Annotated in this window: 20 protein-coding genes; 9 read left to right on the top strand and 11 right to left on the bottom strand. The window is 68.3% G+C overall.

Annotated elements, in window-relative coordinates:
* The first annotated feature begins 389 nt into the window (after nucleotides 1–389).
* From HF885_RS06695 to HF885_RS06655, 9 genes are all read left to right on the top strand, one after another.
* Nucleotides 390–1,625: a tyrosine-type recombinase/integrase gene (locus tag HF885_RS06695; protein ID WP_170104166.1), complete on the top strand. Its 1,236-nt coding sequence runs from the start codon at nucleotides 390–392 to the stop codon at nucleotides 1,623–1,625.
* A 54-nt stretch (nucleotides 1,626–1,679) separates the two neighbouring features.
* Complete coding sequence (locus tag HF885_RS06690; protein WP_090861998.1) at nucleotides 1,680–2,630, top strand: Abi family protein; 951 nt, start codon at nucleotides 1,680–1,682, stop codon at nucleotides 2,628–2,630.
* A gap of 356 nt (nucleotides 2,631–2,986) precedes the next feature.
* On the top strand, nucleotides 2,987–3,202 hold the full coding sequence (locus tag HF885_RS06685) for a hypothetical protein (RefSeq protein WP_170104165.1): 216 nt from the start codon (nucleotides 2,987–2,989) through the stop codon (nucleotides 3,200–3,202).
* A 387-nt stretch (nucleotides 3,203–3,589) separates the two neighbouring features.
* Complete coding sequence (locus tag HF885_RS06680; RefSeq protein WP_170104164.1) at nucleotides 3,590–3,997, top strand: YraN family protein; 408 nt, start codon at nucleotides 3,590–3,592, stop codon at nucleotides 3,995–3,997.
* A 516-nt stretch (nucleotides 3,998–4,513) separates the two neighbouring features.
* Entirely contained in the window at nucleotides 4,514–5,476 is a 963-nt protein-coding gene (dcm, locus tag HF885_RS06675; protein ID WP_328804350.1) for a DNA (cytosine-5-)-methyltransferase, read from the top strand.
* A 3-nt stretch (nucleotides 5,477–5,479) separates the two neighbouring features.
* On the top strand, nucleotides 5,480–6,724 hold the full coding sequence (locus HF885_RS06670; protein WP_170104162.1) for a type II restriction endonuclease: 1,245 nt from the start codon (nucleotides 5,480–5,482) through the stop codon (nucleotides 6,722–6,724).
* A 227-nt stretch (nucleotides 6,725–6,951) separates the two neighbouring features.
* On the top strand, nucleotides 6,952–7,377 hold the full coding sequence (locus HF885_RS06665) for a hypothetical protein (protein ID WP_170104161.1): 426 nt from the start codon (nucleotides 6,952–6,954) through the stop codon (nucleotides 7,375–7,377).
* Nucleotides 7,378–7,382: 5 nt separating this feature from the next.
* Nucleotides 7,383–8,621, top strand: a complete 1,239-nt coding sequence (locus HF885_RS06660) for a relaxase/mobilization nuclease domain-containing protein (RefSeq protein WP_170104160.1) — start codon at nucleotides 7,383–7,385, stop codon at nucleotides 8,619–8,621.
* Nucleotides 8,618–9,163 carry a hypothetical protein gene (locus tag HF885_RS06655; protein WP_170104159.1) on the top strand — a complete coding sequence of 182 codons (546 nt, stop codon included), beginning with the start codon at nucleotides 8,618–8,620 and terminating at the stop codon, nucleotides 9,161–9,163. The genes HF885_RS06660 and HF885_RS06655 overlap by 4 nt, the downstream gene beginning before the upstream one ends.
* 209 nt (nucleotides 9,164–9,372) lie before the next feature.
* On the opposite strand, the gene HF885_RS06650 is transcribed toward HF885_RS06655, so the two are convergent.
* The 11 genes from HF885_RS06650 to HF885_RS06600 all read right to left on the bottom strand — a co-directional run bounded on the left by HF885_RS06650 (nucleotide 9,373) and on the right by HF885_RS06600 (nucleotide 23,846).
* Complete coding sequence (locus HF885_RS06650; RefSeq protein WP_118100702.1) at nucleotides 9,373–10,461, bottom strand: ArdC family protein; 1,089 nt, start codon at nucleotides 10,459–10,461, stop codon at nucleotides 9,373–9,375.
* A gap of 170 nt (nucleotides 10,462–10,631) precedes the next feature.
* A complete protein-coding gene (locus HF885_RS06645; protein ID WP_170104158.1) occupies nucleotides 10,632–14,207 on the bottom strand; it encodes a VaFE repeat-containing surface-anchored protein in 3,576 nt (1,191 codons plus the stop codon).
* An 8-nt stretch (nucleotides 14,208–14,215) separates the two neighbouring features.
* The gene (locus tag HF885_RS06640; protein WP_170104157.1) at nucleotides 14,216–14,740 is read right to left on the bottom strand and encodes a DNA gyrase; all 525 of its coding nucleotides are present in this window, start codon (nucleotides 14,738–14,740) and stop codon (nucleotides 14,216–14,218) included.
* A 57-nt stretch (nucleotides 14,741–14,797) separates the two neighbouring features.
* Entirely contained in the window at nucleotides 14,798–15,775 is a 978-nt protein-coding gene (locus HF885_RS06635) for a conjugal transfer protein TrbL (RefSeq protein ID WP_170104156.1), read from the bottom strand.
* Nucleotides 15,776–15,789: 14 nt separating this feature from the next.
* A complete protein-coding gene (locus HF885_RS06630) occupies nucleotides 15,790–16,527 on the bottom strand; it encodes a hypothetical protein (RefSeq protein ID WP_170104155.1) in 738 nt (245 codons plus the stop codon).
* 12 nt (nucleotides 16,528–16,539) lie between these two features.
* Nucleotides 16,540–18,270 (bottom strand): glucosaminidase domain-containing protein, encoded by a 1,731-nt coding sequence (locus HF885_RS10645; RefSeq protein ID WP_206109826.1) that lies wholly within the window; start codon nucleotides 18,268–18,270, stop codon nucleotides 16,540–16,542.
* Entirely contained in the window at nucleotides 18,267–20,699 is a 2,433-nt protein-coding gene (locus tag HF885_RS06620; RefSeq protein WP_170104154.1) for a VirB4-like conjugal transfer ATPase, CD1110 family, read from the bottom strand. The genes HF885_RS10645 and HF885_RS06620 overlap by 4 nt, the downstream gene beginning before the upstream one ends.
* 37 nt (nucleotides 20,700–20,736) lie before the next feature.
* Nucleotides 20,737–21,159: a PrgI family protein gene (locus HF885_RS06615; protein ID WP_170104153.1), complete on the bottom strand. Its 423-nt coding sequence runs from the start codon at nucleotides 21,157–21,159 to the stop codon at nucleotides 20,737–20,739.
* Nucleotides 21,160–21,169: 10 nt separating this feature from the next.
* Entirely contained in the window at nucleotides 21,170–21,385 is a 216-nt protein-coding gene (locus HF885_RS06610; protein ID WP_059055801.1) for a hypothetical protein, read from the bottom strand.
* Nucleotides 21,386–21,465: 80 nt separating this feature from the next.
* Entirely contained in the window at nucleotides 21,466–23,235 is a 1,770-nt protein-coding gene (locus HF885_RS06605; protein ID WP_170104152.1) for a VirD4-like conjugal transfer protein, CD1115 family, read from the bottom strand.
* A complete protein-coding gene (locus HF885_RS06600; RefSeq protein ID WP_170104151.1) occupies nucleotides 23,232–23,846 on the bottom strand; it encodes a hypothetical protein in 615 nt (204 codons plus the stop codon). Before HF885_RS06600 ends, HF885_RS06605 begins: the two co-directional genes overlap by 4 nt.
* Between the last annotated feature and the right edge of the window lie 192 nt (nucleotides 23,847–24,038).

The following is a 24,038-nucleotide window of genomic DNA, read 5'->3' as shown; positions in this document are numbered from 1 at the left end:
AGGAAGAAGGGCGTGAAGGGAGCGAAGAGCGTTGCTGCCTAGGCTAGCCCCTTGTCACACAAACTACCGAAGCCTCAGAAAAAAGGTCAGAGGCTTAAGCCTCTGACCTGCGGTTTCGTGGTCGGGTGGACTGGATTCGAACCAGCGACCCCTTGACCCCCAGGGCGCAATCCTTGATGAATGTCAATAGACAACAAAGGACATCACTTCCAAAAATGTGCTGTTTAACTGGGCATTTGCCGACCTTGGCGAACATGAGGCGACCACAGCACCCAACATGTAAAGTCGTCCGCAGGACACAAATAGGACACGGTGTCCTATGTGTGTCCTTTGTGTCCTGCGAGGGCCCCTCCCCCGCGGGCGGATGGTTCCAATATTTGGGAGGAACGATGGCGAGGAAGCTCAGCAACGGCTACGTGTACAAGAACCAGAGGCTCGGGAAGTGGCGCCTCGCGATCAGCTGGCAGGACGACGACGGCAGGCAGCACAAGATGACCCGCTCCACCCAGGTGCCGTGCTACGAAGACAAGGTCGGCAGGAACGGGAAGGTGAGGAGGGACAACCGCGGCAGAGGTGCAGCCGAACAGCTCCTGCGGGAGTGGCGCGACGAGGAGGTACGGAAGGACGAGGAGCTCTCCGGCACCGTCTCCTGCGAGACGCCCGTCTACCGCTACGTCCTCGACTACATAGACCTGAAGGAGTCCACCGGCAACATCCTCGCCTCCACAGCCGACGGCTACCGCTGGTACGCGAAGCACCTCCTGGGCACCGAGCTCGGCAAGACCCCCGTGGGGCAGGTCACCGCGCGGCAGATCCAGGAGTTCGAGCGCGACATGGTGCAGGACGGCTACGGCGGGAACACGGTCTCGCACACCCACGTGCTCCTAAAGACCGCCTTCATCAGGGCGCGCAAGCTGGGCGACATACCCTCCAACCCCTTCGACCTCGTCGACGCGCCCAAGAGGCCCACGAAGCCGATAAACTCCCTCGACGCCGCAAGCGTCCGTCAGCTCAACCAGACGCTGGGAAGCGTCGCCGACCCGTTCTCGACCGCCGTGCTCCTCGCGCTCATGACGGGGATGAGGCAGGGGGAGATATGCGCCCTCAGGTGGCAGGACATCGACCGCGTGTCCCGCAAGATCCGCGTCTCGCACGCCCTCACGAGAGCGAACGGCACGTTCGCGCTCTCCACCCCGAAGACGAGGAGCTCGGCCAGGACCATCCCATACGGCGACGAGCTCGCCCGCGTGCTGGAGGTGAGGGCACGCGCGATGCACGACGAGCGCGAGTCCATGGGCCTCGACTGGGACGAGGGGCTCTTCGTCGTGGGAAACGCCGTCACTGGCGCCTGGAAGAGCCCGATGGCGCTCGGGCAGGAGTGGAGGGCGTTCGTGAGGGTAGCGAAGCTCGTGGGCTCCCAAGGCGAGGCGCCGCGTTTCCACGACCTCAGGCACACCTTCGCGACCATGGCGATTGGGTCGGGCGTGGACGTGAAGACCGTGAGCGCCATCCTCGGCCACTCCAACGCCGCGATGACCCTGAACGTCTACGCGGACGCGCTCGCCGACAGCAAGAAGGTGAGCATGGACCTCATGGGCAGGATAATGTCCGCGGGGCTCTCGTAGGCCGTAGAATACTACTTCACCAGCCGCAGGACGGTTAGATTGGCGGGTTTTGAGATGGGCCAACGGAACAGTAGCGGGAAGCCTAAGCTCGACCCCGAGGAGCAGGTGGCTTTCCTCAGGGACAAGGGAGTAGCGTTCGAGCGCATGGGCGAGGCAGACGCCATGCGCTACCTCTCGCGGGAGTCGTACCTCTTTTCAGCGTACGCGTACCGGACGCTCTTCCCGAAGCGCGTCGGAGGGGCGCACGACGGCGAGTACGCGAACCTCGACTTCCGCGACCTGGTAGACCTGGAGCGGCTCGACCGGGATCTCAGGGCAGCGCTCCTGCCGCTTGCGCTCGACGCGGAGCACCTCGCGAAGGCGCGGGTTCTCGACGAGGTGGCGAGGCGGCAGGACGAGGACGGTTACTCCATCGTGCGCGACTACATGGCCTCGCTCTCCCCCGCCGAGCGTTCCCGGAGGGAGGCAGAGATTTCGAGGCTCCGGCGCGACGAGTACTCCGGAGACCTCCAGAGGCACTACGCCGCCGAGATGCCCATATGGGTGCTGCTCGAGCTCTCATCCTTCGGCACCGTCGCGGACATCTACCGCTTCTGCGCGAACCGGTGGGGCGACCGCTCTATGCTGCGAGAGCACTACTTCCTCAGGTCGGCGAAGGGGGTGCGCAACGCCTGCGCCCACTCCTCCGCGATAATCAACGGGTTCGGCGCAGCGAGCCACGTCGCACGTCCGGCGCCGGACGCCCTCACCGTCGCCCTGCGCGACGCGGGCTTCTCGAAGAGGTCTAGGGCGTCCAGGATGAGGAACCCGCGCCTCCAGCAGATAGCCTCGCTCCTGCTCCTCCACAGGCGCATGGCCGAGGGGACCGCGCTCGCAGGCGAGGCGTCAGCCGGGCTCCGTACCCTTGCCGGTGGCATTAGGTCCGTGCTCTCCGTCACCCGCCCCGACGCCTCCGCGGAGGCGTCCATGGAATTCCTCGCCGAGCTGGTTGACCGCTGGTTCTGATCGGGTATAGTGTATATGGATGTCAAAACCCGAGAGGGTTTTATGTGGCGGGGACGCGTGAGCGCCTCCGCCTAATTTTTTGCCTTTCGTATCCGGCGAGGCCGACGCCTTCCGGAATCGTGGCGTGTCGGCTTCTGAGCATGCGTGCGACACTCCTGCCAGGGCGACCGATCCGACCGCCATCCAAAGCGAGTCCGGCACAAGGCGCCCGGGCGCCGGACGTCACGATCCGCGGGTCGCCGGCACCGGCACCAAATTCCCGGCATCTGCCCGGAGAATCCCCGCAACGCATTGCCATCAGTCTCGTTGTAGCATGGCTGCCGCATCAAGCGGACGCGCGAACTGGAGGAAACGCCATGAGGTGGATCTACGACGCTTGCGGCAACGCGGACCTCGAAGAGGTCGCATTAGCGGGGATGGGCATCTCGGCGATACTGGAGCACGTCGACCTCTCCTCCGCACCGAGGGACGCTGCGGACGCCGCGACGTGCCTCCTGGGGCGCTTGGCAAGGGAGCTCGCCGAGGCGACCGTGTCGCATGGCAATGCGGGGGACGACGAGCCTGAGCGGTAAGCCCTGCTCGCCGCCCTTCTCCGAAAGGCCGTCTTGCCAGCCGGTCCAGACGGTCCAGCCGCCCCGCGGGGCGGCTGGACCTTGGGAGATGGCGCCCTTCCGACATCCGCTGCGCCGGGGATAGCCGCCCCATCCCCTATCCTCGCGCCCGTCGAAAGCGCCCGGCCGGAGCAGGAGCACAGTGCGCTTCTGCTCCGGCAACTCCACGCCCTCCCCCGCCCAAGACGCTGGCACAGGGAGCAAGCACCTCTTCCCGCTCCCCGACGGCCCGCGCGACGGGCCGGCGCCGCGCCACGCCCGCAGGGGCGCGCCGCCCCGCCACGCGGGCCTTGCCGCTCTTTGGGCGAGGGAGGGCAAAGGGCCTTCCCACGTCCCAGGGAGGTCACCATGACCGAGAAGATAGAGGGTGCCGCGACCATGGCCGAGGAGGGGCTCGTCGCCACGTGCGAGGGCATCGTGAGGGACTACCTAGCCCACAGGGGATATGCGGTCCGCGCGGCAGGCGGCTGGTCCTGCGACTGCGAGGACGCGCCGATAGTGGCCACGGACGGCGACGAGACGGTGCTGATAGCCGTCATCTCCGCGTACGAGGAGAGCTCGGCCAGGATGCCCGAGCTCAACGTCGGCGCGGCCGAGTTCGCGACGATGAGGCGCGCGTGCCTGCTCTACCTCGCGGACCACGGCGACGTGGACGCGATACGCCACGACGTGGTCTCCATCGTCGTGACGGGAGAGCGCAGGGCGAAGCTCCGCCACCTCATAGGCGCCTGGCAGTGGGCGGAGAGCAGGGAGTGACCTGGGACGTCATAGCACAGACACCGCTCACGGCAGGAAGGCGACCGCTCGGAGAAACCCGGGCGGTCGCCCCTTCCAGCCGCCACGGCCGCAGCCAAGCCCTCCCGCGGCCGCCCTCCCCGCCGTCAGGAACACCTGGCGACGGCGGGGAGGGACAATGACGCAATAGTTCTAATCATGAAGGGAGCTTGGGAAGGGCATGGACTTGGGGACATCGTTGAAATCGTTGTCGAAAGGCAGTCGCCAATACCTGTAATCCTTACTATTGAGATGGCGGCATTGACTGATATTCCCGGGAAAGTTTAATGGTCAAGTTTCCACTCATGGAAGCGTAGGGAGGATTACCGAGCCGGGTACCCAAACAGTTCAGAAGTATTGGTTCCAGCAAGCATGAGCTTGACGCGGAGCGAGACGGCCATGCAGAGGTCGTCTAGAGGTCCTCTGGTTCAGGAAGCCCTAGTGGTTCTTGTCGCCCCTGCACTGTATAATTTTCACTCTGAAAGATTGGGAGTGACAATGGTTCGGTTTATCGACCTGTTCGCAGGTATTGGCGGCATACGCATGGGCTTCGAGCAGGCCTTTGCTGACGAGGACCCAAAGACGGTCTTCGTCTCCGAGTGGAACAAGTTCTCAAACAAGACATACGAGGCGAACTTCCAGGACGATTTCAAAATCGTCGGGGACATCACGCAGGTCCCGTCGGAGGACATCCCCGACCACGACATCCTTTTGGCCGGCTTTCCCTGCCAGCCGTTCAGCATAGCAGGCGTCTCCAAGAAAAACTCGATGGGCCGCCCCACGGGGTTCCAAGATAAGACGCAGGGAACACTGTTCTTCGAGGTGGCGCGCATCATCGATGCAAAGAGGCCAAAGGCTTTTTTGCTCGAGAACGTAAAAAACCTTGTAAGCCACAACCACGGAAACACGTTCAATGTCATCATGTCCGTTCTGACGGAGGATCTCGGATACCACGTGTACTGGAAGATTATCGATGGAAAAAACTGGACTCCGCAGCATCGCGAGCGCATCTATATAGTGGGATTCCGTGACGACGTGGACTTCAACTGGGACGATCTGGAGGTTCCGTCCAATGGTGGCGGCGTGTTCGCGGATATTCGGGAGCCGAACGTGCCAGACAAGTACACGCTCTCGGATAAGCTGTGGACGTACCTACAGAACTACGCTGCAAAGCACCGTGCCGCTGGCAACGGTTTCGGTTATGGCCTGATAGGGCCAGACAGCACCACACGCACGCTCTCGGCTCGCTACTATAAGGACGGGTCAGAAATTCTCGTGAAGCAAGACGGCGAGAATCCTCGCAGGCTGACGCCGAGGGAATGCGCAAGGCTACAGGGATTTCCTGACTCATTCGTGATCCCGGTCTCGGACACCCAGGCATACAGGCAGTTCGGGAACTCCGTCTGCGTCCCTGCTGTCGCGGCGGTCGCGCGTCTCATGAAGCGTTCATTGGAGGAATAGTCTATGGGCTTGGATTATGGCGCCCTTAACGAGTACGTGTCCGGCGTCATGTGCAAGGAAATGCCAGGAATAGACATCCCTGGGGCGAACAGGAGTCATCAGCACGAGTTCCAAGGGTCAGGTCCGCTGAAACTCCTACTGGGAGACACTGAGCGCCATTCCATCCCATCGCGGTTCCTTTACCTCGACGACAGCGGGGACGCCGTCTGCGACGTCGGAAGCATGTCATGGTACGACGCACGCAAGAACCAGCCGAGGCGTCGTCCAGAATGGAGGCTCTACTACTCGGAGAACGAGCCTGTCAAACACGCACATGTAGGGGACGCGCTGACCCTCGTGCTGCTTCGCGATGGCTCCCTAGTGGCGCTCATCACCCAGCGGAATTCGAGTATTGATGCACAGGTCAAGTGGCTTTTCGGTCTCGATGACAACACTGGAAGAATCAGGAACTACGTCGTCGGCTCCAACGGGGCGCTGCGAATCGATGCTACGGCATCGAACATCCTCGAGGCACTGGGAATCGATGTGCGCGTCCCGCAGAGCGCGGAAGCCATGCTCGAAGACATGCTGAGGCGTTTTCCGAGCGGACTCCCCTCGACGGAAGAGTTCTCAGCATACTGCCGCTCGACGCTGGGGGATGTGGACTACGTACATGACGACCCAGATGAAATAATCTACATGGCGTACCAGCGCGAGGAGATGCTGTTCAGAGTATACGAGCGTCACGAGGCCGAAGAGGTATTCCCGAAGTTTGTCAACCCAATTGACGTCGACGGGATTCTGTCGTACTCGATGAGCCTTTTCCAGAGGAGGAAGTCTCGCGCCGGAAAGTCCTTGGAGCACTCGGTCGAGGCTCTTCTGACGGCGCGCAATATCAGATATACGGCACAAGCTACGACCGAGAATCATGAGACCCCGGACTTCCTGTTCCCCTCCGAGGAGCTCTACCACGACGAGAGGTTCCCAGCTTCGGGTCTTACGCTTCTTGGTGCTAAGACCACTTGTAAGGATCGTTGGCGTCAGGTTCTCTCCGAGGGGAAGCGGGTGGAGCGCAAACACCTCGTCACCTTGGAGGGAGCCATCAGTACGCGGCAGACAGACGATATGAGGGCAAAGAACCTCCAGCTCGTCGTTCCGGTGCCACTCCACCACACGTATACCGACGAACAACAGGGATGGCTCTGGAGCGTGAGGCAATTCTTCGATCTAGTGACGGCGCGAGAGCGTGAATACGCTATTTACTACTGACATAGGTTAGGCAGACGGACACCTCGACCATAGGCTAGCAAGTAGCCCATCCTGTACACCCACGGTGGCCAGGATGGACGAGACGGACGGAGCGGACAGGGTGGCCACGGGATCCGTCCCGATGGCTCAGACTATCGTCTGTGCCCCGGGAGATGCCTCCGCGGCCGCACCGTCCGAACGTCCCTTCTCTCTGCGGGGGATGCCCCGCGCCCCTGGGGGTGACCGACTTGAGCCGTGACGCCATGCCGAGGCGCCTGAACGTCCGGATCTCCGACGGCGAGCTCGAGGCCCTGGACCGGGCCTCCGCCGAGATGGGCTGCTCCAGGAGCCAGGTCGTGAGGCTCCTGATACACTGCCTCGCGGGCGGCGGGACGCGCATGGGGGCGGGCACCGTCGCCTTCGACTACGAGACCTCCCACGGCATCGTGCGCAACCTGCGCTCCATAGGCACGCTCTACAACCAGTCCGTGGCCTCGCTCAACACCATAGCGAAGGCCGCCCGCGAGTCGCCGGGCGAGGTGACGGCCGAGGACGCGCTCGAGGTCCTCAGAGTCGTGGACGCCGAGATGACCTACGTGGCGGACTCGCTCGGGTGCCTCCGTGAGGACGTGGCGAGGCTCTCCGACAGGCCGGCCGTCTTCCTCTGGAGCTGACCGGCGTGCCGGCGATCAAGGCCATATCTGGGCACACGGGGCTCGCCGCCGCGAGGAGGTACCTCGAGCGGGACGGGAGGGCGCTCGCTAGGGACCTCCTGCACTTCTCGCGGATGGACGAGTCCCCGCGCCAGGCGGGACTCGAAGAGGCTCACTTCGACTGGGACGCGGCCATGGACGAGACGAGGCGCGCCAACGGCAACGACGCCCCGTACCGCGGGAGGCCCGCCAGGACCTACAAGCACTACGTGCTCTCCCCCGACCCGCGCGACGGGGTCTCGCTCGCGGACCTGAGGGCGCTCGCCGTGCGCTGGGCCGAGGAGAGCTTCCCGGACTTCCAGGTGGTCATCGTCTACCACGACGACAACGAGTGCCATGTCCCCCACGCTCACGTGATCGTGAACAACACGAACCTCGCCACGGGGAACAGGCTCCGCGACCCCGACCCCGGTCTCCTTAACGGGCGGCTGCAGGCGATCGCGCGGGACATGGGGCTCTCGCACTTCGACGGCAGGATCGACGCACGGCACCCGGACACGCGCAAGCGAGGCTCGAGGGAGAACTACCAGCGGGTCCACGTCGGGCGCGCGGAGGCGGAGCTCTCGTCCAGGGGCGCGTACTCCTGGGTCGCTGACATCAGGTCGAGGGTGGACGTCGCCGTCGCCTCCTCGAGGACCGAGGGGGAGCTGCTCGGCAGGCTCTCGCGCCTGGGCGTGGAGGCGAGCGTCCGCGGCGACGGGAGGGACTGGACCTTCTGCCTCGCGGACCAGCCCGCCAGGAGGGTGAGCGGCACGAGGCTCGGCACCGACTACCGGCGAGAGGACGTGCTCGCGAGGCTCGCCGCCCGACGCGGCGAGGCGCTGCTGCCGGACGGCTCCGTCATGGGCGTCGAGGAGGCCGCGCGCCGCGCGATCGAGCTCAGGGACTTCTCCGAGCTCAGGGGGCTCTCCTCCGCCGTCGCTGTGATTGAGGAGACGCGCGCACGCTCCGTCGAGGAGCTCGCGGCCGCGGCCGGGCGATGCGGAGACCCCGGCGAGAGGGAGCGCATCGACGCGGCGATCGCGCTGGCAAGGAGGCACGGCATGCTGCCGGAGCGGCGGGAGGCCGCGGCGCGCGGCGGTCACGTGCGGCGGGACGACGTGCGAGGTATCACCCGCCGCGACGCGAGGCGCCACGACGAGCCCATCGGAAGGCGGCAGCCAGACCGCGGAGACGACGGCCGCACGGACGGGAGGGGGAGATGAGGGTCACGTTGTCGTACGTTGACGGGCGGGTCGAGGAGTTCGACTCAGACCGGCTCACGCGCCCCGAGCCGTTCCCGGGGAGGAGCGTCCTCTCGGACCTCGTCCTCAGCCTTGGGGACGACGGAATGTGGATCGAGCTCGACTACTACGACTCGCAGGGCGTGGCCGAGGGCGATGCGCTCAGGAGGCGCCGGGGCTGGAGGGCGCAGCTCGCGACGGCAGGTGAGCTGGCGGCGGCGTCCAGGGTGGACGTCGACGGCACCACGAGGTGGATGAGGGTGGGCGACGGCCTCGTGGACGTCTCGCGGCTCGAGGACGTCCGCGCCTCGCTTGACGACGGGCCGTCCGACCTGCCGGCCCTTGCCGCCTGGGCGTACCGCACGGGCCTCTCCATCCCCGAGGTGGCGGGCGACGACCCGCGCGACGCGGCCGGCAGGGTCTGCGCCTGGGCCGGCGTGCCGACCGAGAGCCTCGAATTCATGTCGCGCGTGCGTGCTACCGTCACGCCAACGTCGGACCTGGAATCCGGAGGTGCGTCATGAGGCGGTTCCTCTCGACCGTAGGCAGGATCACGCTCGCCGTCCTGAGGGGGCTCCTGCGCGTACTCCTCTGGGCGCTGAGGCTGGCGTTTCGCGCCGTGCTCTGAGGGCGCGTCCGCCAAAGCCCCAACCCCATCGCGGCCGCATTGGTCAGGGGCGCTTCCCAGAGGGCCCCAGAGGGGCTCGCGGCGTCACGTATGCCTGCGGCTTCCCTACTTCGCCCTCATGTCCTCCGGCGCCATGTCGACGGTCGCGAGCCGCGCGGCGGCCTCCCTCGCGCTTCCTGCCCTCTCGGAGAGCGGCCTCTCGTCCCTCGAGCGCGAGCGTGCCCGCTCCGCCCGCGCCTCGTCGTACCTGCCGATGACGAGGTCGGACGCGCGCGACGCCTCCGAGGCGGCCCTCGCGAGGGCGGATGGGTCGTCCCTGATCTCGTCCAGCCAAGACCTGAGGTACGCCGCGTGGTTCTGGGTCCAGGTCTGCACCGACCCTCCCCTCGCGACCGCGGACATGTCGAGCCCCGCGTCCGCAGCGGAGAAGGCGCTCCCGAGCTCCGCGACCAGCTCCTCGAACGCATAGGACTCGTGGTCGCTCGGAAGCGGCCTGCCGAGCTCGCCCGCGGTCGAGTGGCACATCTCGTGCATCAGCGTCCTGCAGAAGCCCTCGGCGGACTCGAACTGGCCGCGGAGCGGCATGGTGATCGCGTCCTCGGCCGGGGCGTAGAAGGCGTCGTCGCTCCTCGTCTCCCGCACGGGGCACCTCGACGACGCGATGAGGTCGTCTGCCACCCTCCAGGGCTCCGACCCCGGCTCCGCCGCGCGAGGCTCCATGACGGGCGGGACGCCCTCCACCTGGCTCGCGTTGAAGACCCAGGCGCCCCTCCCCCTCAGGAACCTGTCCCCGCAGACGTCGTCCTCCGAGATCCTCCCCGCGGCGACGAGCTCCCGCGCCCTCTGTACCGTGACGACCGACTGCCTTCCTGCGCGCATGATCGGCACGTACCAGCTCCAGAACTCCACCGTGGCCTGCGCCCTCTCGCCGCGGCGCACGTGCCAGCCGGCGTCCCGCGCCTGGTTGTACGTGACCCACCTGGGGTCCTCGAATCCGCATCGTGCGGACGCGGCCGCGAGGGAGAGCCTGTTGACGCCCCTGTACCGGGCGCCGGTCGCGGCGTTCCTCGCCGACCAGCACCTCTCCCACCCCGCGTACCACGAGAGCCCGTCCTCCTCCATGGCGCTCGCGAGCGACTCCACGAGCCTCGCCCGCCCCTCGGCGAGCGTGTCCCTGCCCTTCTCAGCGCGCATGCCTTCCTCCCTGTAGAAGATGGGGCGACCCGTCCGGGCCGCCCCGCTATCTTTGCCGCTACTCCTCGCGATCGTCCGCGGTCCCGGCCGCCCTGCAGAGCGCGATTGCCGCGACTGCCGTGGCGCCGGAGAGCGCGCCGAGGAGGTAGAGGGCGATGGCGCCGAAGTGGCTAATCATCGGTTCCGCCCCCTCCCAGCGGGCCGGTGCCGCCCTCGGGTCCGCGCTCGATGCGGACGTCGGGCTCGCCGCCCTTTCCGCGGCGCCTGAGCGCGCGTGCGCCTGCGAGCGAGAGGCCTGCCGCGGCGCAGAGACCCGCGATGGGGGCGACCGGGATCCCGGCGTCGCCGGTCTTGGGCAGCTGGCCGCCGCCCCTGGTGGCCTTCTCCCCCTTGGGGGCCTCGGGCGGGGCCTCGGTGATGCTCACCGTCTGTCCCCGGTCCTCGAGGTCGGCGTGGGTGGCCACGGTCCTCCCGTCGTGGGCGATGGTCTCGAAGGCGACCACGTCGTGCCCTGCGAGCGCGCTGCCGTCGAACTCGAACGTGACGTCGGTGCTGCCGGACTCGGCGTCCGCGGTGAAGGTGGCTCTGGCGGTGACGGGGCTGCCGTCGCTTCCCTTGACCCCCTCGCCCGTGGACTTGTCCATGAGCGTGCCCGTGACCGTGTACTCGCGGCCCTTGACGAGCCCGGACCACTCGACCCTGTCTGTGATGGTGACCTTGTCCGCGGCCGTGGCCTCGTGGTCGCCGTCCGCCGCGTCGGTCGCCGTGGTGTGGATGCCGGGCAGGCTCACGGTCTGTCCCTCGTCCTTTAGGTCGGCGTGGGTGGCGACGACCTTGTCCGCGCGGGAGAGCTCCTCCGTGCAGACGAGCCTCCTCCCCTCGAGTCCGGTGCCGTCCACGTCGAAGACGACCTCGACGGTGCCCTCGGAGGACTCGGGAGTGACGGTCGTCTCCGCCGTGGCGAGCTCCTCGCTCGTCTCGGCGTCGAGCAGGTGTCCCCTGACCCTGTACTCGGTCCCGGGGGTGACGTTGGAGTAGGAGACGGTGTCGGCCACGCGCTGGCCGGGCGCCGCGTCGATGACCTTGTCGCCGTCAGCGGCGTCGCTCGCCGTCGTCCTCACCTGGGGGAACGCGACGCTCTGGCCCTCGTCGGAGAGGTCGGAGTGAGTGGCGTACACGTGGCCTTCGCGCGAGAGCTCCTCGAAGGCGACGACCGTGCGTCCCGCGAGGTCGGAGCCGTCGAACCTGAACGTGACGGTCGCCGTTCCGCTCGCCTCCTCGGGCGTGAGCCTCGTTGTCGCGGTGACCTTCTCGCCCTTCGCGTCCGTGACGGCCTCGCCGGTCTCGCGGTCCATGAGGGTGCCGGTGAGCTCGTACTCCTTCCCGGGCACGAGGTTCTGGTACTCGACGGTGTCCGTGATGGTCACGTCGTCGTCGGCCGCCGCGTCGTGGGAGCCGTCCTCCGCGTCCGTCGCGGTGGTGCCGATCTTCGGGAACAGGACCGTCTGCCCCTCGTCGTCGATGTCGGCATGCGTGGCCACCGTCTTCCCGCCCTGGCTGAGCTCCTCGAACGCCACGACGGAGTGGCCGGCGAGCCCGGTCGCGTCGAACTCGAAGGTGACCTTGGCCTTGCCCGTGGAGAGCTTGGGGGCGAGCTTCGCCGTGGCGGTGACGGCCTTGCCGTCCGCGCCGGTCACGGCCTTGCCGGTCTCGCGGTCCATGAGGGTTCCCGTGAGCTCGTACTCCTTCCCGGGCTCGAGGTTCTCGTACTCCACCTCGTCCGTGAGCGTGACGCTCCCGGCGGCCTCGGCCAGGTGCTCCCCTCCCTTGCCGGTGAGGGTCGTGGCGATGCGCGGGCCCTGGTCGTCGTCCACGGTGCCGAGCTCGACGGTCCTCGCGTCGCGCGAGACCGTTACGGTCATGCTGACGAGCCTCAGGCCCTCGTTGGCCGCGCAGCGGAGCTCCTCGACCGCGTACGTGTCGTAGGGCAGGGCGCCCTTGGAGTCGTCCGGCGCCGTCGCCTTGCCGGTCGTCCCGCTGAACCAGACTCCCGCGGCGGCGTCCCAGGAGCCCTCGCCGGCCGTGTCGTTGGCGTTCGTGCGCGTGGCGTGGGCGGCCCATGACGAGGCGGTGCTCGCCTGGCCGTTCTCGTCCGTCACGATGACGTGGGACTCGCCCGTGGTGGCGGAGGTGATCCGGAAGGGCACGCCCGCGAGGCGCCGCATGCTTCCGGACTCCGCCTTCACGAGCTCGAGGTCGCCGCGGCTGACCTGCTCGGCGACCGTAGGCGCGGCGTAGGTCGAGACGTGCTCGGCGGTCCCCTCGGCGGTCACGCGCGTGACGAAGGTCTTGTCCGAAGCCACGTATCCCTCCGGCGCCCTGGTCTCCCTTATGGCCACGGTGCCCAGCGGGACGACGGCGTTGCCCGCCGCGTCGCGGTAGAGGTCGTCGCCCGTGGCGGACGAGAGGTCCGCGGTGCCGTCCTCCCCCGTGGAGACGGTCCAGGTGCGGGTGGCCTTCGCGGGGAGGCTCCCCTCGTCGTACTGGCCTGCGTAGTAGCGGACCTCGAACTCCGCGCCCGCGAGGCTGGCCGCACCGAGTGGGGACGCCTCGCCCGTCTCTGCGTCGGCCTTCGCGAGCACGAGGCCGAGTGGGTTCGTCTGCGGGACGTCCGACGCGCTCGCGTCGGCCTCGCCGCCCGCGGGCACTTCCACCCTCGTCGCCGCGTTCGAGAGGGCATATCCCCTTGGCGCCGAGAGCTCGCGCGCCCAGTAGGTCCCGGGCGAGACCTCGACGGCCTCGCTCGTGCCGTCCTCCCTGGTGGTCAGGCGCACCCCCGTGTCCTTCGTGCAGCCCTCGTCAGAGAAGAGGCCGTATACGGCTCCCCCGACGGAGTAGAGTGTGTTGCCGTCGGTGACCGCGGGGTCGGATGACGCCTTCATGACGGTCACCCTTCCCCTCGACTGTCCGAGCGGGATGAGGATGTAGTGCGACGGCCAGACCTTCCCCTGGATCGCGGAGGTCTGGTTGCCGCTCTCGATCGTGCCGAACCCGTTGCTCGAGTGCACGGAGTGCCACATGAGGTCCTCGGAGGGGCTGGAGCCCCAGAAGAAGCCCGCATGGCCGTCCCAGGTGTTGCCGTATCGGTCGGTCCCGCTCACGGGCACGGACGAGTCGGGGGTCGCGACGATGATGTCTCCCCGTTGTGCGAGTCCCGAGGCGAGCAGCTCTTCCTTGGTGTCGAAGCGGTAGGACACGACGTCCTGCGCCTTGCATATCCTCTCCCACACGTTGGTGTTCCACCAGTTGGCGCCATTCGTGGATAGCGCCGAGTAGGGGTTCCCGCCGGCGGCGGCCATCACGTAGCAGACGAAGCCCGTGCACTGCATCCCCGCTCGGTACGAGCCGTGGTCACCGTTCGGTCTAGGCATGTCGCCGGTGTCCCCGAGCCCGAGGTAGGGCGTGCCGAGGTAGAACGAGTCGCCCTGGTGTGACTCGAGTTCGCCCACCACCTGCTCTCGCGTGACGCCGACGACGTCGCTTATGTACCTCGTGCCGTTCGGGTTGTCGAACCATGAGCTCGATTCCGCCGCGAGTGCGACGGTCGGCGCGAGCGCCCCGAGCAGCTGGCTCAGGACGAGCGCTACCGATAGGAGGGCGGCCTTCATGCGCTTGGCCCCGCCGTCACGTCTCCACGCCCGCAGGGCGCGCCGGGCCGAGTGGGCCCTTTCCTTAGCGATCCTCATCTCTTCCCCTATCTTCTCCTTGGTGTGGCGTCGCATGGCGTGCCGATCGCCTCGGAGGCGGCCCGCGCCCCCTGCGCCCGTGCGGAGAGTCCCCCGGCACCGTCGGCCCGCTCCTCTGTGCGCCCGCGGCAGTTCTGCTCGTACCACCTGCGCCTCGACTCGACGAGAGCCTCTCCGAGCCTCGACGGGTCCACCTCCGCGCACTCCCTCTGGTTGCGACCCTCCCCGTCCGGCAGTGGGTTGCCGTCAGCGTCGAGTACGTCCCGGCTGAGCCTCACCGGTCTGTCGGCGAGGAGCGGGACCTCCCTCCAGTGCTCGTCGTGGTACCTGGAGTGGTTGGGCTCCACATACCTCGGGTGGAACTGCCACCCGCCGAGGTCGACGCCGTCGACCTCGGTCCCCCTGGGAAGGGTCACGGTGAAGAGGACCCTCTCCTCACCCGTCTCGCGGTCGGCGTACTCCGTCCGCCGCACGTACCTCTCGTGGAACGAGAGCCAGACCCGCTCCCTTCGCTTGCCTTCCGGACCTTCCATTTCCTTCCTCCTTCTCTTCGCTTGCCGGGACGGTCCCGGCCCCTTGGCGCCTCTCGGCTACCCGCCCAGGACGTCCCTGGCCCAGGAGCCGCTCTTCGTGAGCGAGAGGATCAGCAGCACGCACATCGCGAGGTACTGGAGCGCGTAGCTGAGCCCCCCGACAACGCTGTCCACGGCTGCCCCGGCCCCGGCGCTCGCCGCGTTGAGCCCTCCCAGCACGACCGGAAAGGCGATGAGGGTGACGGTGATGATGAGCCCCGCGAGGCACACGGAGGCGAAGCTCCTGAGGTACGCGACACCGGCCTGGCGCGTGTCCTCGAGCCCCAGCAGCGACAGCGGGATCGGGCTCAGGGCCGCCATGAGGTAGAGCTGTATGGCGCGGGCCCACGAGACCACGAGCGCAACCACGTAGGCAGCGATGACCACGATCCAGCTCACGAGCGCGACGACGATCATCGCCACGAGGGCGGGGACGCTGTCCTCTGTGGTGACGATCGAGACCTTTGCGAGGTCCATCGTGCCGCCGGACCCGAACGCCGAGGTCGTCCTCGTGATCGCGAGCCGCGCCACCTCGTAGACCGCGCGCATGAGCTCGAAGGAGTTCTGCACGAGGAAGAGGCACACGGCGAAGAAGACGAGGAGGAACACGACCTCCCGCACTGCCGGCATCGAGGCGTTTCCGTCCATGCGCTGGGAGAGGTGTATCAGCTGGACCGTGAAGACCATGCTGAGGACCCCGCAGCCTATGGGCAGGATCGCCGTCCTCCACACCCCGCGGGCGATGTCGAAGAGGGTCACCTCGCCCGCCGTGCCCAGCATCCTGTCGAAGGGCTTCGAAAGGACCCCGTCGACCCCTATGGATGCCAGCACCCTGGCCTGGGCGTCGAAGATCCAGTTGCAGGTGTCGCGAAGGACCCCGCACATCCAGGAGTTGATGTCGTCCCCGATGGAAGCCCAGGCGGGGCGCGGGACGAGGAGGGCGATGCCGATGGCGAGCGCGGCCGCCAGGGCCAGGCGGCACGCTCGGCTCGGCACGTGGCGCCCCACGGCTATCCCGTCACCGAGAAGGCGCCGTCGGCCCACGTGACCGAGACGATCGACCTCCCCGGGTCGTCGCAGGTGAAGGTCGCCGTCACGCTGTCTGCCTTCGTGTCGATGTACACCTCGCCGTCGAACGCGGCCTCCGTGGCCCCGGGGACGTGCTCGGACACCCAGAGGGACACGGCGAGGTCGAGCGCGTCCTCGCTCCCGCCGACGAGCGCGAGGTACTCCTCGTCCACGCCCGTGACCCTGACCTCGCCGCCAGGCGGGGCGGGAACCCAGTCGAACGAGGTCTGGAGCTGCTCGCACCTGAGCCTCGCGCCGTCGCCCCTGCCCCTGATGGTCACGGTGGCCTGGACAACGGTCCCGTCGGCGCGTGTCACCCTGAGGCCGCACTCCCCGTCGCCGTCGGAGGTGACCTCGTAGGACGACGTGCGCGTGTCGGTGCCGTCGGTCTCGACGAGCCTGCCCCCGGACGCCGTCATCCTGAGCGACGCGTCCTCGGCGCCCATCCACTCCCGCGACTCGAGCTCCTCCGCGCACGACTGCCGCGCCTCCTCAGCGCTTGCGCCAGAGTCGGAGCCCTGTCCGTCCGCGGCGTCGACCCAGGCGGCGGTCTCCGAGCCATTGTCCGTCGGGTCCGCCTTGTCGGCTCGTGACGCAGCGCAGCGCGCTGCGCCCGCCCCCAGCGCGACGGCGACCGCCCCGGCGGCGAGCGCGGCGACGGCCCTTCGCCTCTTCTCCATGTCCCTTCCTCCCTACTGGATTCTGACCGCGCACGTGAACCGGCTTATCCCGGTACCCACGCGGACGTGGTCCCCTGGCTGCGGCGCGTGTATGTAGGAGTTGCCGCCGATGTAGATGGCGACGTGGCCGGGCCTCCAGAGGATGTCGCCCGGCTCCGCCCGGGAGAGCGGCACCATCGTCCCCGCCCTCAGCTGCGCGTCGCTCTGGTGCGGTATCCGGATTCCCGCCTGCGCGTAGCACCACTGCGTGAGCCCGGAGCAGTCGAGCGCCTTGTTGGGCGTGGACCCTCCCCAGACGTAGGGCGTGCCGAGCTGGGTCTGGGCCGCGGCGACGATGGTCGCCCCCTTGCCCGATGCGGCGCCAGCAGGCCCGGCCCGCCTGAGGTCGTCCGCGCTCATCGAGTCGAAGCGCCTGAGGCCGTAGGCGTCCATCGCGGCCTTGAGCGAGTCGACGTAGGAGGACGACGTGGCGTAGCCCGCGTCCTTGAGGCCCTCGGCCATGAGGTCCGAGTCCCTGCCCTCGATGGCCCTGCGGATCTTCTCGTTTCCCGAGTACCTTCCCGCCTGCAGCAGGACGCGCGAGCGGAAGCGTATGCAGTCCTCGTAGGACCTGAACCTCGTGAATGCGTCAACGACGGTGACCGAGGCGCCCCCGTACTCCTCCCGCGTCTGCCAGGACTCCTTTCCCGCGACCTCGGGGCAGGAGGCGAAGCTCGGTGCCCACTTGATGCCGAAGAGGTTGTTGTCCCTCGTGGCGAGGCCAGAGAGGTGGTCTCCTACGCCCGACTCGACGATGACCTGGGCGAGCGTGCAGCCCGCCGGGTGACCGTACTCGTCCTGGCACTCGAGGGCCGCGAGCACCATCGAGTAGGTGACGTAGGGAGGGAGCCCCTCCACCGACGCGCGCCTCGAGGCCTCGTTGTCCCAGAACCCGAAGAGCGAGCCGACCGCCTGCGAGATCATCGCCGCGGCGAGCACCGCGACGACGGCTCCGGCGAGGATGCCGGCTATCGGGACCGTCGCTGGCGCGCCTGCCGCGCACGCCGCCTTGCCGGCGGCTCTCGCCGTCTCCGCGGCCCTTGTCGTTCCCGGCATTTCCTCGAGAGGCGGCGCCGCCTCGCGCCTCCAGCCCCTCCGAGGGGGCCCGGTCCTGCGCGGGCGCGCCATGCCGGGTCCGGCGCCCTCCCTGCCGTCGAGCGCTGCGAGCCTGGACCGCGCGCCGTGTCGGCGGGGCGCCTCTCGCACCGGGGTGGCCGACCTGTGCGGCCGCGCGTCCCCGGGGGTTCCGGTCGCTCCCGTCGCCGTGATCGCCGCCTCCTCGCGGGTCGCCACCGGCGGAACGCCTTCCGGTGCGGGCGGCACTCCCTGCGCCGGTGCGGGGCGGGGCCCCGCGTGGACTCCGCCGCCGGTCCCCGGCGAGCCGTCGCCTCCACGTGCGCGCCGCAGGCGCCTTGATGTCGCGCGGGACGCCGCGCCGGCGGGGCGGGAAAGCGCGTCCGTCCCGAGCTCCTCGTCGGACTCCCCGAACGCGTCGCGCGATGCCGTTGCGGTCGCCCTGCGCGCCCTGGCCGCGCGCCCCATCGCCGCCGCGCGGCGGCCCCTGAGCTCCGACAGGGCCGTGTCCGCCTCGTCGTGCGCGATTCCCGCGCTCACGGCGTCCGTGCGCCCCTCGAATGCGACGGCGGACGCGTCCGGGGCCTCGTGCGCCGCGGAGCTTGCCGCACCGGCCTCCTGGGCGCTCACCTCTCCCCCCTCCGCGCCGTCGCCTTCCTGCGGCGCCGCCTCGGCGCCTGCTCGCTCGGCTTCGTGTTGAAGAGGTCGTAGAGCGCGCCCCTGGGGAAGTCGTCCTTGATGGGGACGCGCGCGCCGCCGGCGACGAGGAGCCCCTCGCCCGGCTTGATCGACTCGTCTATGTAGCGCGACTCCTGCTCGGAGAGGCCCAGGAGGTCGACCCAGGCCCTTCGGTCCACGGGCGACTGCTTGTGGAGGAGGATGAAGTCCGAGTTGAGCACCATGTTCCTGGCCTCCTCGTGCTCCAGCATATAGACCGAGTTCTGCGTTATGCCGGTGGCCACGAGACCGAACTTTCGCCCCTCCGCCCAGAAGCGCGAGAAGTACGAGACGATAGCCGGGTGCTCGAAGAGGGACTGGACCTCGTCGATGTAGAGCCACGTGGTGACTCCCCGCTCGTAGTTCGAGTACATGCGGTTGCGCACGGACTCGAGCGCCGTGAGCATCCCGAAGGTCCGGAGGTTCGAGGTGAGGTCCCTGAGGTCTACGTCGACGATCCGGTTCGAGAGGTCGACGTCCGACTCGTGGTTGAAGAAGGACTGCGCGCCCACGGCGTAGCGCTCGTAGCGCAGCGCGATGTCGCGCGCCTCGCGCTCCTCCTGCGCGAGCAGCTCCTCGTAGAGGTCGCCGAGCGTGGGGGTGCCGCCGTCCACGGAGCGGCTCTCGTAGCACGCCTCGACGCAGCGGGCGATGATGGACTTGTCCGCCTCGGGGAGCCCCTGGCTCCCCTCGGACATTGTCGCCGCGGAGAGCGCGAGGAAGGCGTCGATCTTGAACGCCCGCTGGGCGCTCGGGCTGAGGTCCGCCACGTCGGTGAGGTCGAAGGGGTTGAGGTGCGAGTCGGAGTCCGGACCGAGCCTGATCGTGGTCCCGCCGCACGGCTCCGTCACCGCGGAGTACTCCCCCGCGGGGTCGAAGATGATCACCTGGTCGTCGGGGTACGCGAGGATGGTGTTGAGGATCTCGCGCTTGGTGGAGAAGGACTTTCCGCTGCCAGGCTTGCCGGCGACGAATCCCATGGGGCTCGCGAGGCTGCGCCTGTTGCAGATCACCAGGTTCGAGCTCTCCTTGTTCTGGCCGTAGTAGCCGCCGCCCTCCTGGTTGAGCTCCTGCGTCGCGAAGGGCATCTGGATCGCCACCTCCGCGGTGGTCATCATCCTGCCTACATCCACGCGGTTGGCCCCGAGGGGGAGCACCGAGTTGAGCCCCTCCCTCTGCCGGTAGTCGAGGGTCCCCACGTCGATTGAGTTCGACCGCGCCGTGCGCATGATCTGCTCGACCTGGTTGCGCAGCGCGTCGCGGGTGTCCGCGTAGGTGTACACGAGCCCCGTGTAGCGGAAGAGCCTCTGGTTCTTGTTCTGCAGGTGGTCGAGGAGGTCCTCGGCCTCCGCCTTCGAGTACTTGAGCTCGGAGGGGAGGATGTCGAAGTCGTAGCCGCGCTTCACGGCGGTCATCTGCTCGTCGATGATCTCCTTGTCCATCCACGCGAGCCGCTTCTTCACGAAGGCGATCGCGCGCGACTTGTCCATGCCCCTCACGTGCAGGCTCACCGCGAGCGGTACGGGAAGGTCGACGATCTCGGCCACGCACCGGTCCGAGAGCTCCGAGCCGAACGAGCGGAAGGCGAGCGTCTGGCACCACGTCCCGTCGATCCTGAGGCACGACGCGGACCCTTCGGGCTTCGCCTCGATGCAGTTGGGGCAAGCGAGGTCCTTCGCGCGCAGCCCGGAGGTGGCCCCGAGCGCCTCCCACCCGGCGGCGGGAGGGTTGCCGGGGCGCAGCAGCTCCGCGATGGCCCGTAGGCGCCCCGGGCCGTCGAGCGGAGTGGCGTCGCATCGTATCCTCTGGAGGGACTGGGTCACATCCCCGCGCACGCGCGCGAGCCTGGGCACGGCGGACTCCGCGTCCCTCGCCCCGACGGAGAACGTGATGTATCGCGAGCGAACGAGGTTCGAGACGCCCTCGCGCATCTTGTCGTTGAGGATTCGGTTGTACTCCTCGGCGAGCGCGGCGGTCCTCCCCCTCTCCGCGAAGAAGGAGCGGTGCCCGATCTCCTCGGCGGGGATGGGCGTGTTCACGACCGAGAGCTGGAGCGCGACGTCCTCGCCGATGGAGTCGAAGAGCTGGCACCAGGCCGAGAAGACGGACTCCTTCGCCTCCCTGCGGGCGCTCTGGTAGCTGATGTCGGAGAACTCGAGGGTCTGCGAGAAGACCCCAGGGTCGACCTCGCAGATGCCGTCGGCCCACAGCGAGTCGAAGCCGACCGCGTTGTATACGTCGCGCGCCGCGCGCAGCGACCTCCTTCGGGCGGCCGCCCTCTCGCTCGCCTCGCGGTCGTGCTCCCTGAGGTCGCGCTCGGCGGAGCCCCCTCCCGATATCATCAGCGAGAGCCTCTCCCAGGGTCCCGCGCCACGCGCGCTATCCCTCTGCTTCCCTGCTCGGCTCACGGAGCTCCGCCCCCTTCCTCCTCGCGTTCCTCCTGTGCCTCCTGGTCGTCCGCTGGGCGATCGGCTCCGGCGGCGCGGCGAGCATGAACGACGTCCCGTACGCGAGCACCCCGTCCCAGGTCGCGTGCTCCCAGAGCATGGGGGCGAACTCCTCAGCCCTCATCCCGTGCGGACGCCAGAAGCCCAGCAGCCAGAACGGGAGGGACGCGCACATCACCGGCAGGCTCGCGTCGGCGGGCTCCACGCCGAGAGCCGCGTAGAGCGCGGACGCCGTCGCCACCGACGTGGCGAGCCCGCCCGTGACGCAGAGCAGCGTCCTCAGGCTGAGCTTGCCCACGACCTTCTCCTGGTACTCGCCTATGTCCTTGTGGACCGCGACAGAGAGCGACGCCATCGCCGCACCCCTAGGCCGGGAGCCAGGACGTGTCTAGCATCCCGAAGTAGACCGAGGCGGCGATGATGATCGCCCCGCCCGCGATGGTCGATATGGCGCTCGCGATCTGCGCGCCGCCCTGCTGCTCGCGTATCGCGAGGCCCAGGCTCACGGCGCCCCAAACGACGAGGAACCCGCCGAGGAACGAGACGCAGCCCGACACGAGCTTGATGATTTGGTTGAGCAACTTGTCCTCCGAAGCGTAGGGACCCATGGTGGCGGCGTGGTCTCGGCCCGGCGCCGCCGCCCTCTCGCCGGGCCGGACGTTCATTTCATCGCGACCACCTCCCCGCGCCATGCCGGGTGCCTCCTCGGGTCATACTTCCTGTCCAGGACCGGGTTCGCGCCGGCGATGAGGACGACCGCCTTCCTCCGGTCGAGCCTCGCGAGCTCCGAGGGCTGTATCAGGTCGCGCTCCGCGGCCTGCCTGCTCTGGGTGGAGCTGCTGGTCGCGCCCCTGCTCTCGCTGGCACCGATGACCGAGACGGTCTGCTTGCCGACCTTCTCCGAGATCCCCCTGTTCGTCTCGTTGGAGTTGCCGCCCAGGAAGAGCGTCGTGTCGCAGCAGTCCACGATCGTCTGCGCCGACTCCCCGTATCGGGCCTTGAGCTGCGAGAGCGACTGGAGGATGACCGAGACCCCGATGTTCCTCGAGCGGACGACGGCGATGGTGCGCTCGAAGTCCGGTAGCCTCCCGATGTTCGCGAACTCGTCCAGGACGAGGTGCACGGGAGTCGGCAGCGACCCGCCGTGCACCCTCAGGGCCCGCTCGCAGAGCAGGTTCGTCGCCTGCCAGACGAGGAGCGCCAGGAGGAACGAGAAGGTCCCGTTCGTATCCGACGTGGTGGCGAAGACCGCGACCCTGCGGCCCGGCTCGCCCATGAGGTCGATCCCGAGGTCGTCGCCCGAGAGGACGCGTCGGATCTCCTCGCCGCCGAGCGGGGCGAGCCTCGCGTTGCAGCTGATGATTATCGACTTGAGGGTCCTGCCCGCGGCGACCCTGAAGGCGCGGTAGCGGCCGAGCGCGAAGTCCTCCTCCGGCGCGAGCGGCTCCGCGACCCTGACCCACGTAACTCGGCTCCCGCCCGAGAAGGAGCGCGCGCCCACGTCGCGGGGGCAATCGCCGACGACGCACCTCTTTCCCGTCTCGAGCTCGTCGAAGAGCACGTCGAGTGGGCTCCTGTAGCTCTCGTCCCCCTCGCTCGCCGACGCCAGCGAGAGGAGCGTCATGAGGCCCGGGAGGTTCCTGTCGGCCTCCGGGCAGTGCCAGACGAGGTATGCCACGAGCGCGCTGTAGAGGAGCCTCTCTGCGTTCTCCCAGAACGGGTCCGCCGAGGAGGAGCCCTCCCTCGTGGTGTTGGCGATGATGCAGTCGACGACCTCGAGCACGTCCTGCTGCGTGCGCACGTAGGCGAGCGGGTTGTAGCGCGCCGAGCGGCCGAAGTCCACGGTGTCGATCCTGGCGACCTCGTAGCCGGCGGAGCGCAGGGCCGGCCCCAGCTCGGCCTCGAGCGTGCCCTTGGGGTCGGTCACCAGGAGGCTCGCGTTCATCTGTAGGACGTTGGGGATCACGTAGGAGCGGGTCTTGCCGGAGCCGGACCCTCCGATCACGAGGACATTCCTGTTGCGCTCGAGCCTGGGGTTGTGGTCTGCCCTGGACATGGCGAGGGAAACGTGCTGCGTGAGGATGATGTTGTTCCTTGGGTCCCCACGGTCGGCGAACGCCCCGGCTTCCCTCGGGCTCGCCCACCTAGCGCTGCCGTGCTCCTCGCCGCTCCTGTGCTCCCCGGCGAGAGAGAGCCTCCTCGCCCAGGCGAGCCAGACTCCCGCGGCGCAGGCTAGCCCGACGGCGAGCGGGATCGGCTCCGCGCTCGGCGAGGCGGTCCCCGCGATGATTCCTGAAAGGACTCTACGAACCGTGGATTCCGGGTCGGCGGGCGCGCCGGCTGGCAGTGCAGCGGCGGCGATGTCGCCGATTGCGAACGCGGCGGCGGAGAGCCCGGCCGCGGTTGCGGCGCCCGTTCCTCGCGCCCTCACTTCGACCTCGTCTCCACGCGGTCCTGCTCCGGCGCACGGTCGCGTTCCGTGTCATGCGACTGGGCCTCGGAGGCCCTCCTCGCACGCTCCGCCCTCTCCTTGAGGGGCTCCCGGTCGCGGTCGGCGCCGCGGGACCCGCCTTCCCGCTCCTGCTCCTGGCGGATCCGCTCCGCGGCCCTGCTCGCGGCTTCCCTCGTGTCCGATACGAGCTGGTCGAAGGTCGACGCGACCGCCGGCGCGTCGGCCGTCTTGAAGACGAGCCAGGGCGTGCCGCCGTCCTCCGTCATCCCGTGCCATATGTCGTTTGCCGTGAGCTTCGCGTCCACCGCGGAGATTACCCTCTGCCCGTCCTCGAGCTCGGCGAACTCCGACATGTCGAGGCGGGCGAACCTCGCGTCTGTCCGGACCTCCTGTCGCGCCTCGGCCGGGGAATCCGTAGAAGCGCCGACGGCGTCTCTGGCGTTCTCCAGCGCGGCCTCGAGGCGCCCTATCGCCTCCTCGACGGCGCGCTGCCCCGCGGGGCCTCCGCCGCGGCGGTACCCCTCCAGGCCGAGTCGCAGCGCCCAGTCGAATATCTGCTGGCCGGCGTCGTCGCCGAAGTCGTCTGCCATGTGTCCTCCATGGCGGGCGGCTCGTGGACGGGCCGGCTTGCGCGGCCTGTCTCTCTCGTCGTTAGCTGGGTGCCGGTTGCGGCCCGCCGCCTACGATTCAATGCGAGGCGGATGTCCGTATGGGCCGCGTTGTCCACGCGCACCCAGTCCATTTCGAGTCAATATCGCGAGGAATTGGTAGCATTAACCATT

Source organism: Parafannyhessea umbonata, from assembly GCF_012844235.1.
Lineage (GTDB): Bacteria > Actinomycetota > Coriobacteriia > Coriobacteriales > Atopobiaceae > Parafannyhessea.
The sequence above is the reverse complement of the archived record's forward strand: the minus strand, read 5'-3'. Positions and strand labels throughout refer to the sequence as shown.

Coding starts and splice junctions, on each gene's coding strand:
- dcm (WP_328804350.1), top strand. CDS start 4,514: ATGGTTCGGTTTATCGACCTGTTCGCAGGTATTGGCGGCATACGCATG.
- HF885_RS06670 (WP_170104162.1), top strand. CDS start 5,480: ATGGGCTTGGATTATGGCGCCCTTAACGAGTACGTGTCCGGCGTCATG.
- HF885_RS06685 (WP_170104165.1), top strand. CDS start 2,987: ATGAGGTGGATCTACGACGCTTGCGGCAACGCGGACCTCGAAGAGGTC.
- HF885_RS06640 (WP_170104157.1), bottom strand. CDS start 14,740: ATGGAAGGTCCGGAAGGCAAGCGAAGGGAGCGGGTCTGGCTCTCGTTC.
- HF885_RS06620 (WP_170104154.1), bottom strand. CDS start 20,699: ATGATATCGGGAGGGGGCTCCGCCGAGCGCGACCTCAGGGAGCACGAC.
- HF885_RS06680 (WP_170104164.1), top strand. CDS start 3,590: ATGACCGAGAAGATAGAGGGTGCCGCGACCATGGCCGAGGAGGGGCTC.
- HF885_RS06600 (WP_170104151.1), bottom strand. CDS start 23,846: ATGGCAGACGACTTCGGCGACGACGCCGGCCAGCAGATATTCGACTGG.
- HF885_RS06655 (WP_170104159.1), top strand. CDS start 8,618: ATGAGGGTCACGTTGTCGTACGTTGACGGGCGGGTCGAGGAGTTCGAC.
- HF885_RS06690 (WP_090861998.1), top strand. CDS start 1,680: ATGGGCCAACGGAACAGTAGCGGGAAGCCTAAGCTCGACCCCGAGGAG.
- HF885_RS06615 (WP_170104153.1), bottom strand. CDS start 21,159: ATGGCGTCGCTCTCTGTCGCGGTCCACAAGGACATAGGCGAGTACCAG.
- HF885_RS06695 (WP_170104166.1), top strand. CDS start 390: ATGGCGAGGAAGCTCAGCAACGGCTACGTGTACAAGAACCAGAGGCTC.
- HF885_RS06645 (WP_170104158.1), bottom strand. CDS start 14,207: ATGAGGATCGCTAAGGAAAGGGCCCACTCGGCCCGGCGCGCCCTGCGG.
- HF885_RS06630 (WP_170104155.1), bottom strand. CDS start 16,527: ATGGAGAAGAGGCGAAGGGCCGTCGCCGCGCTCGCCGCCGGGGCGGTC.
- HF885_RS06650 (WP_118100702.1), bottom strand. CDS start 10,461: ATGCGCGCTGAGAAGGGCAGGGACACGCTCGCCGAGGGGCGGGCGAGG.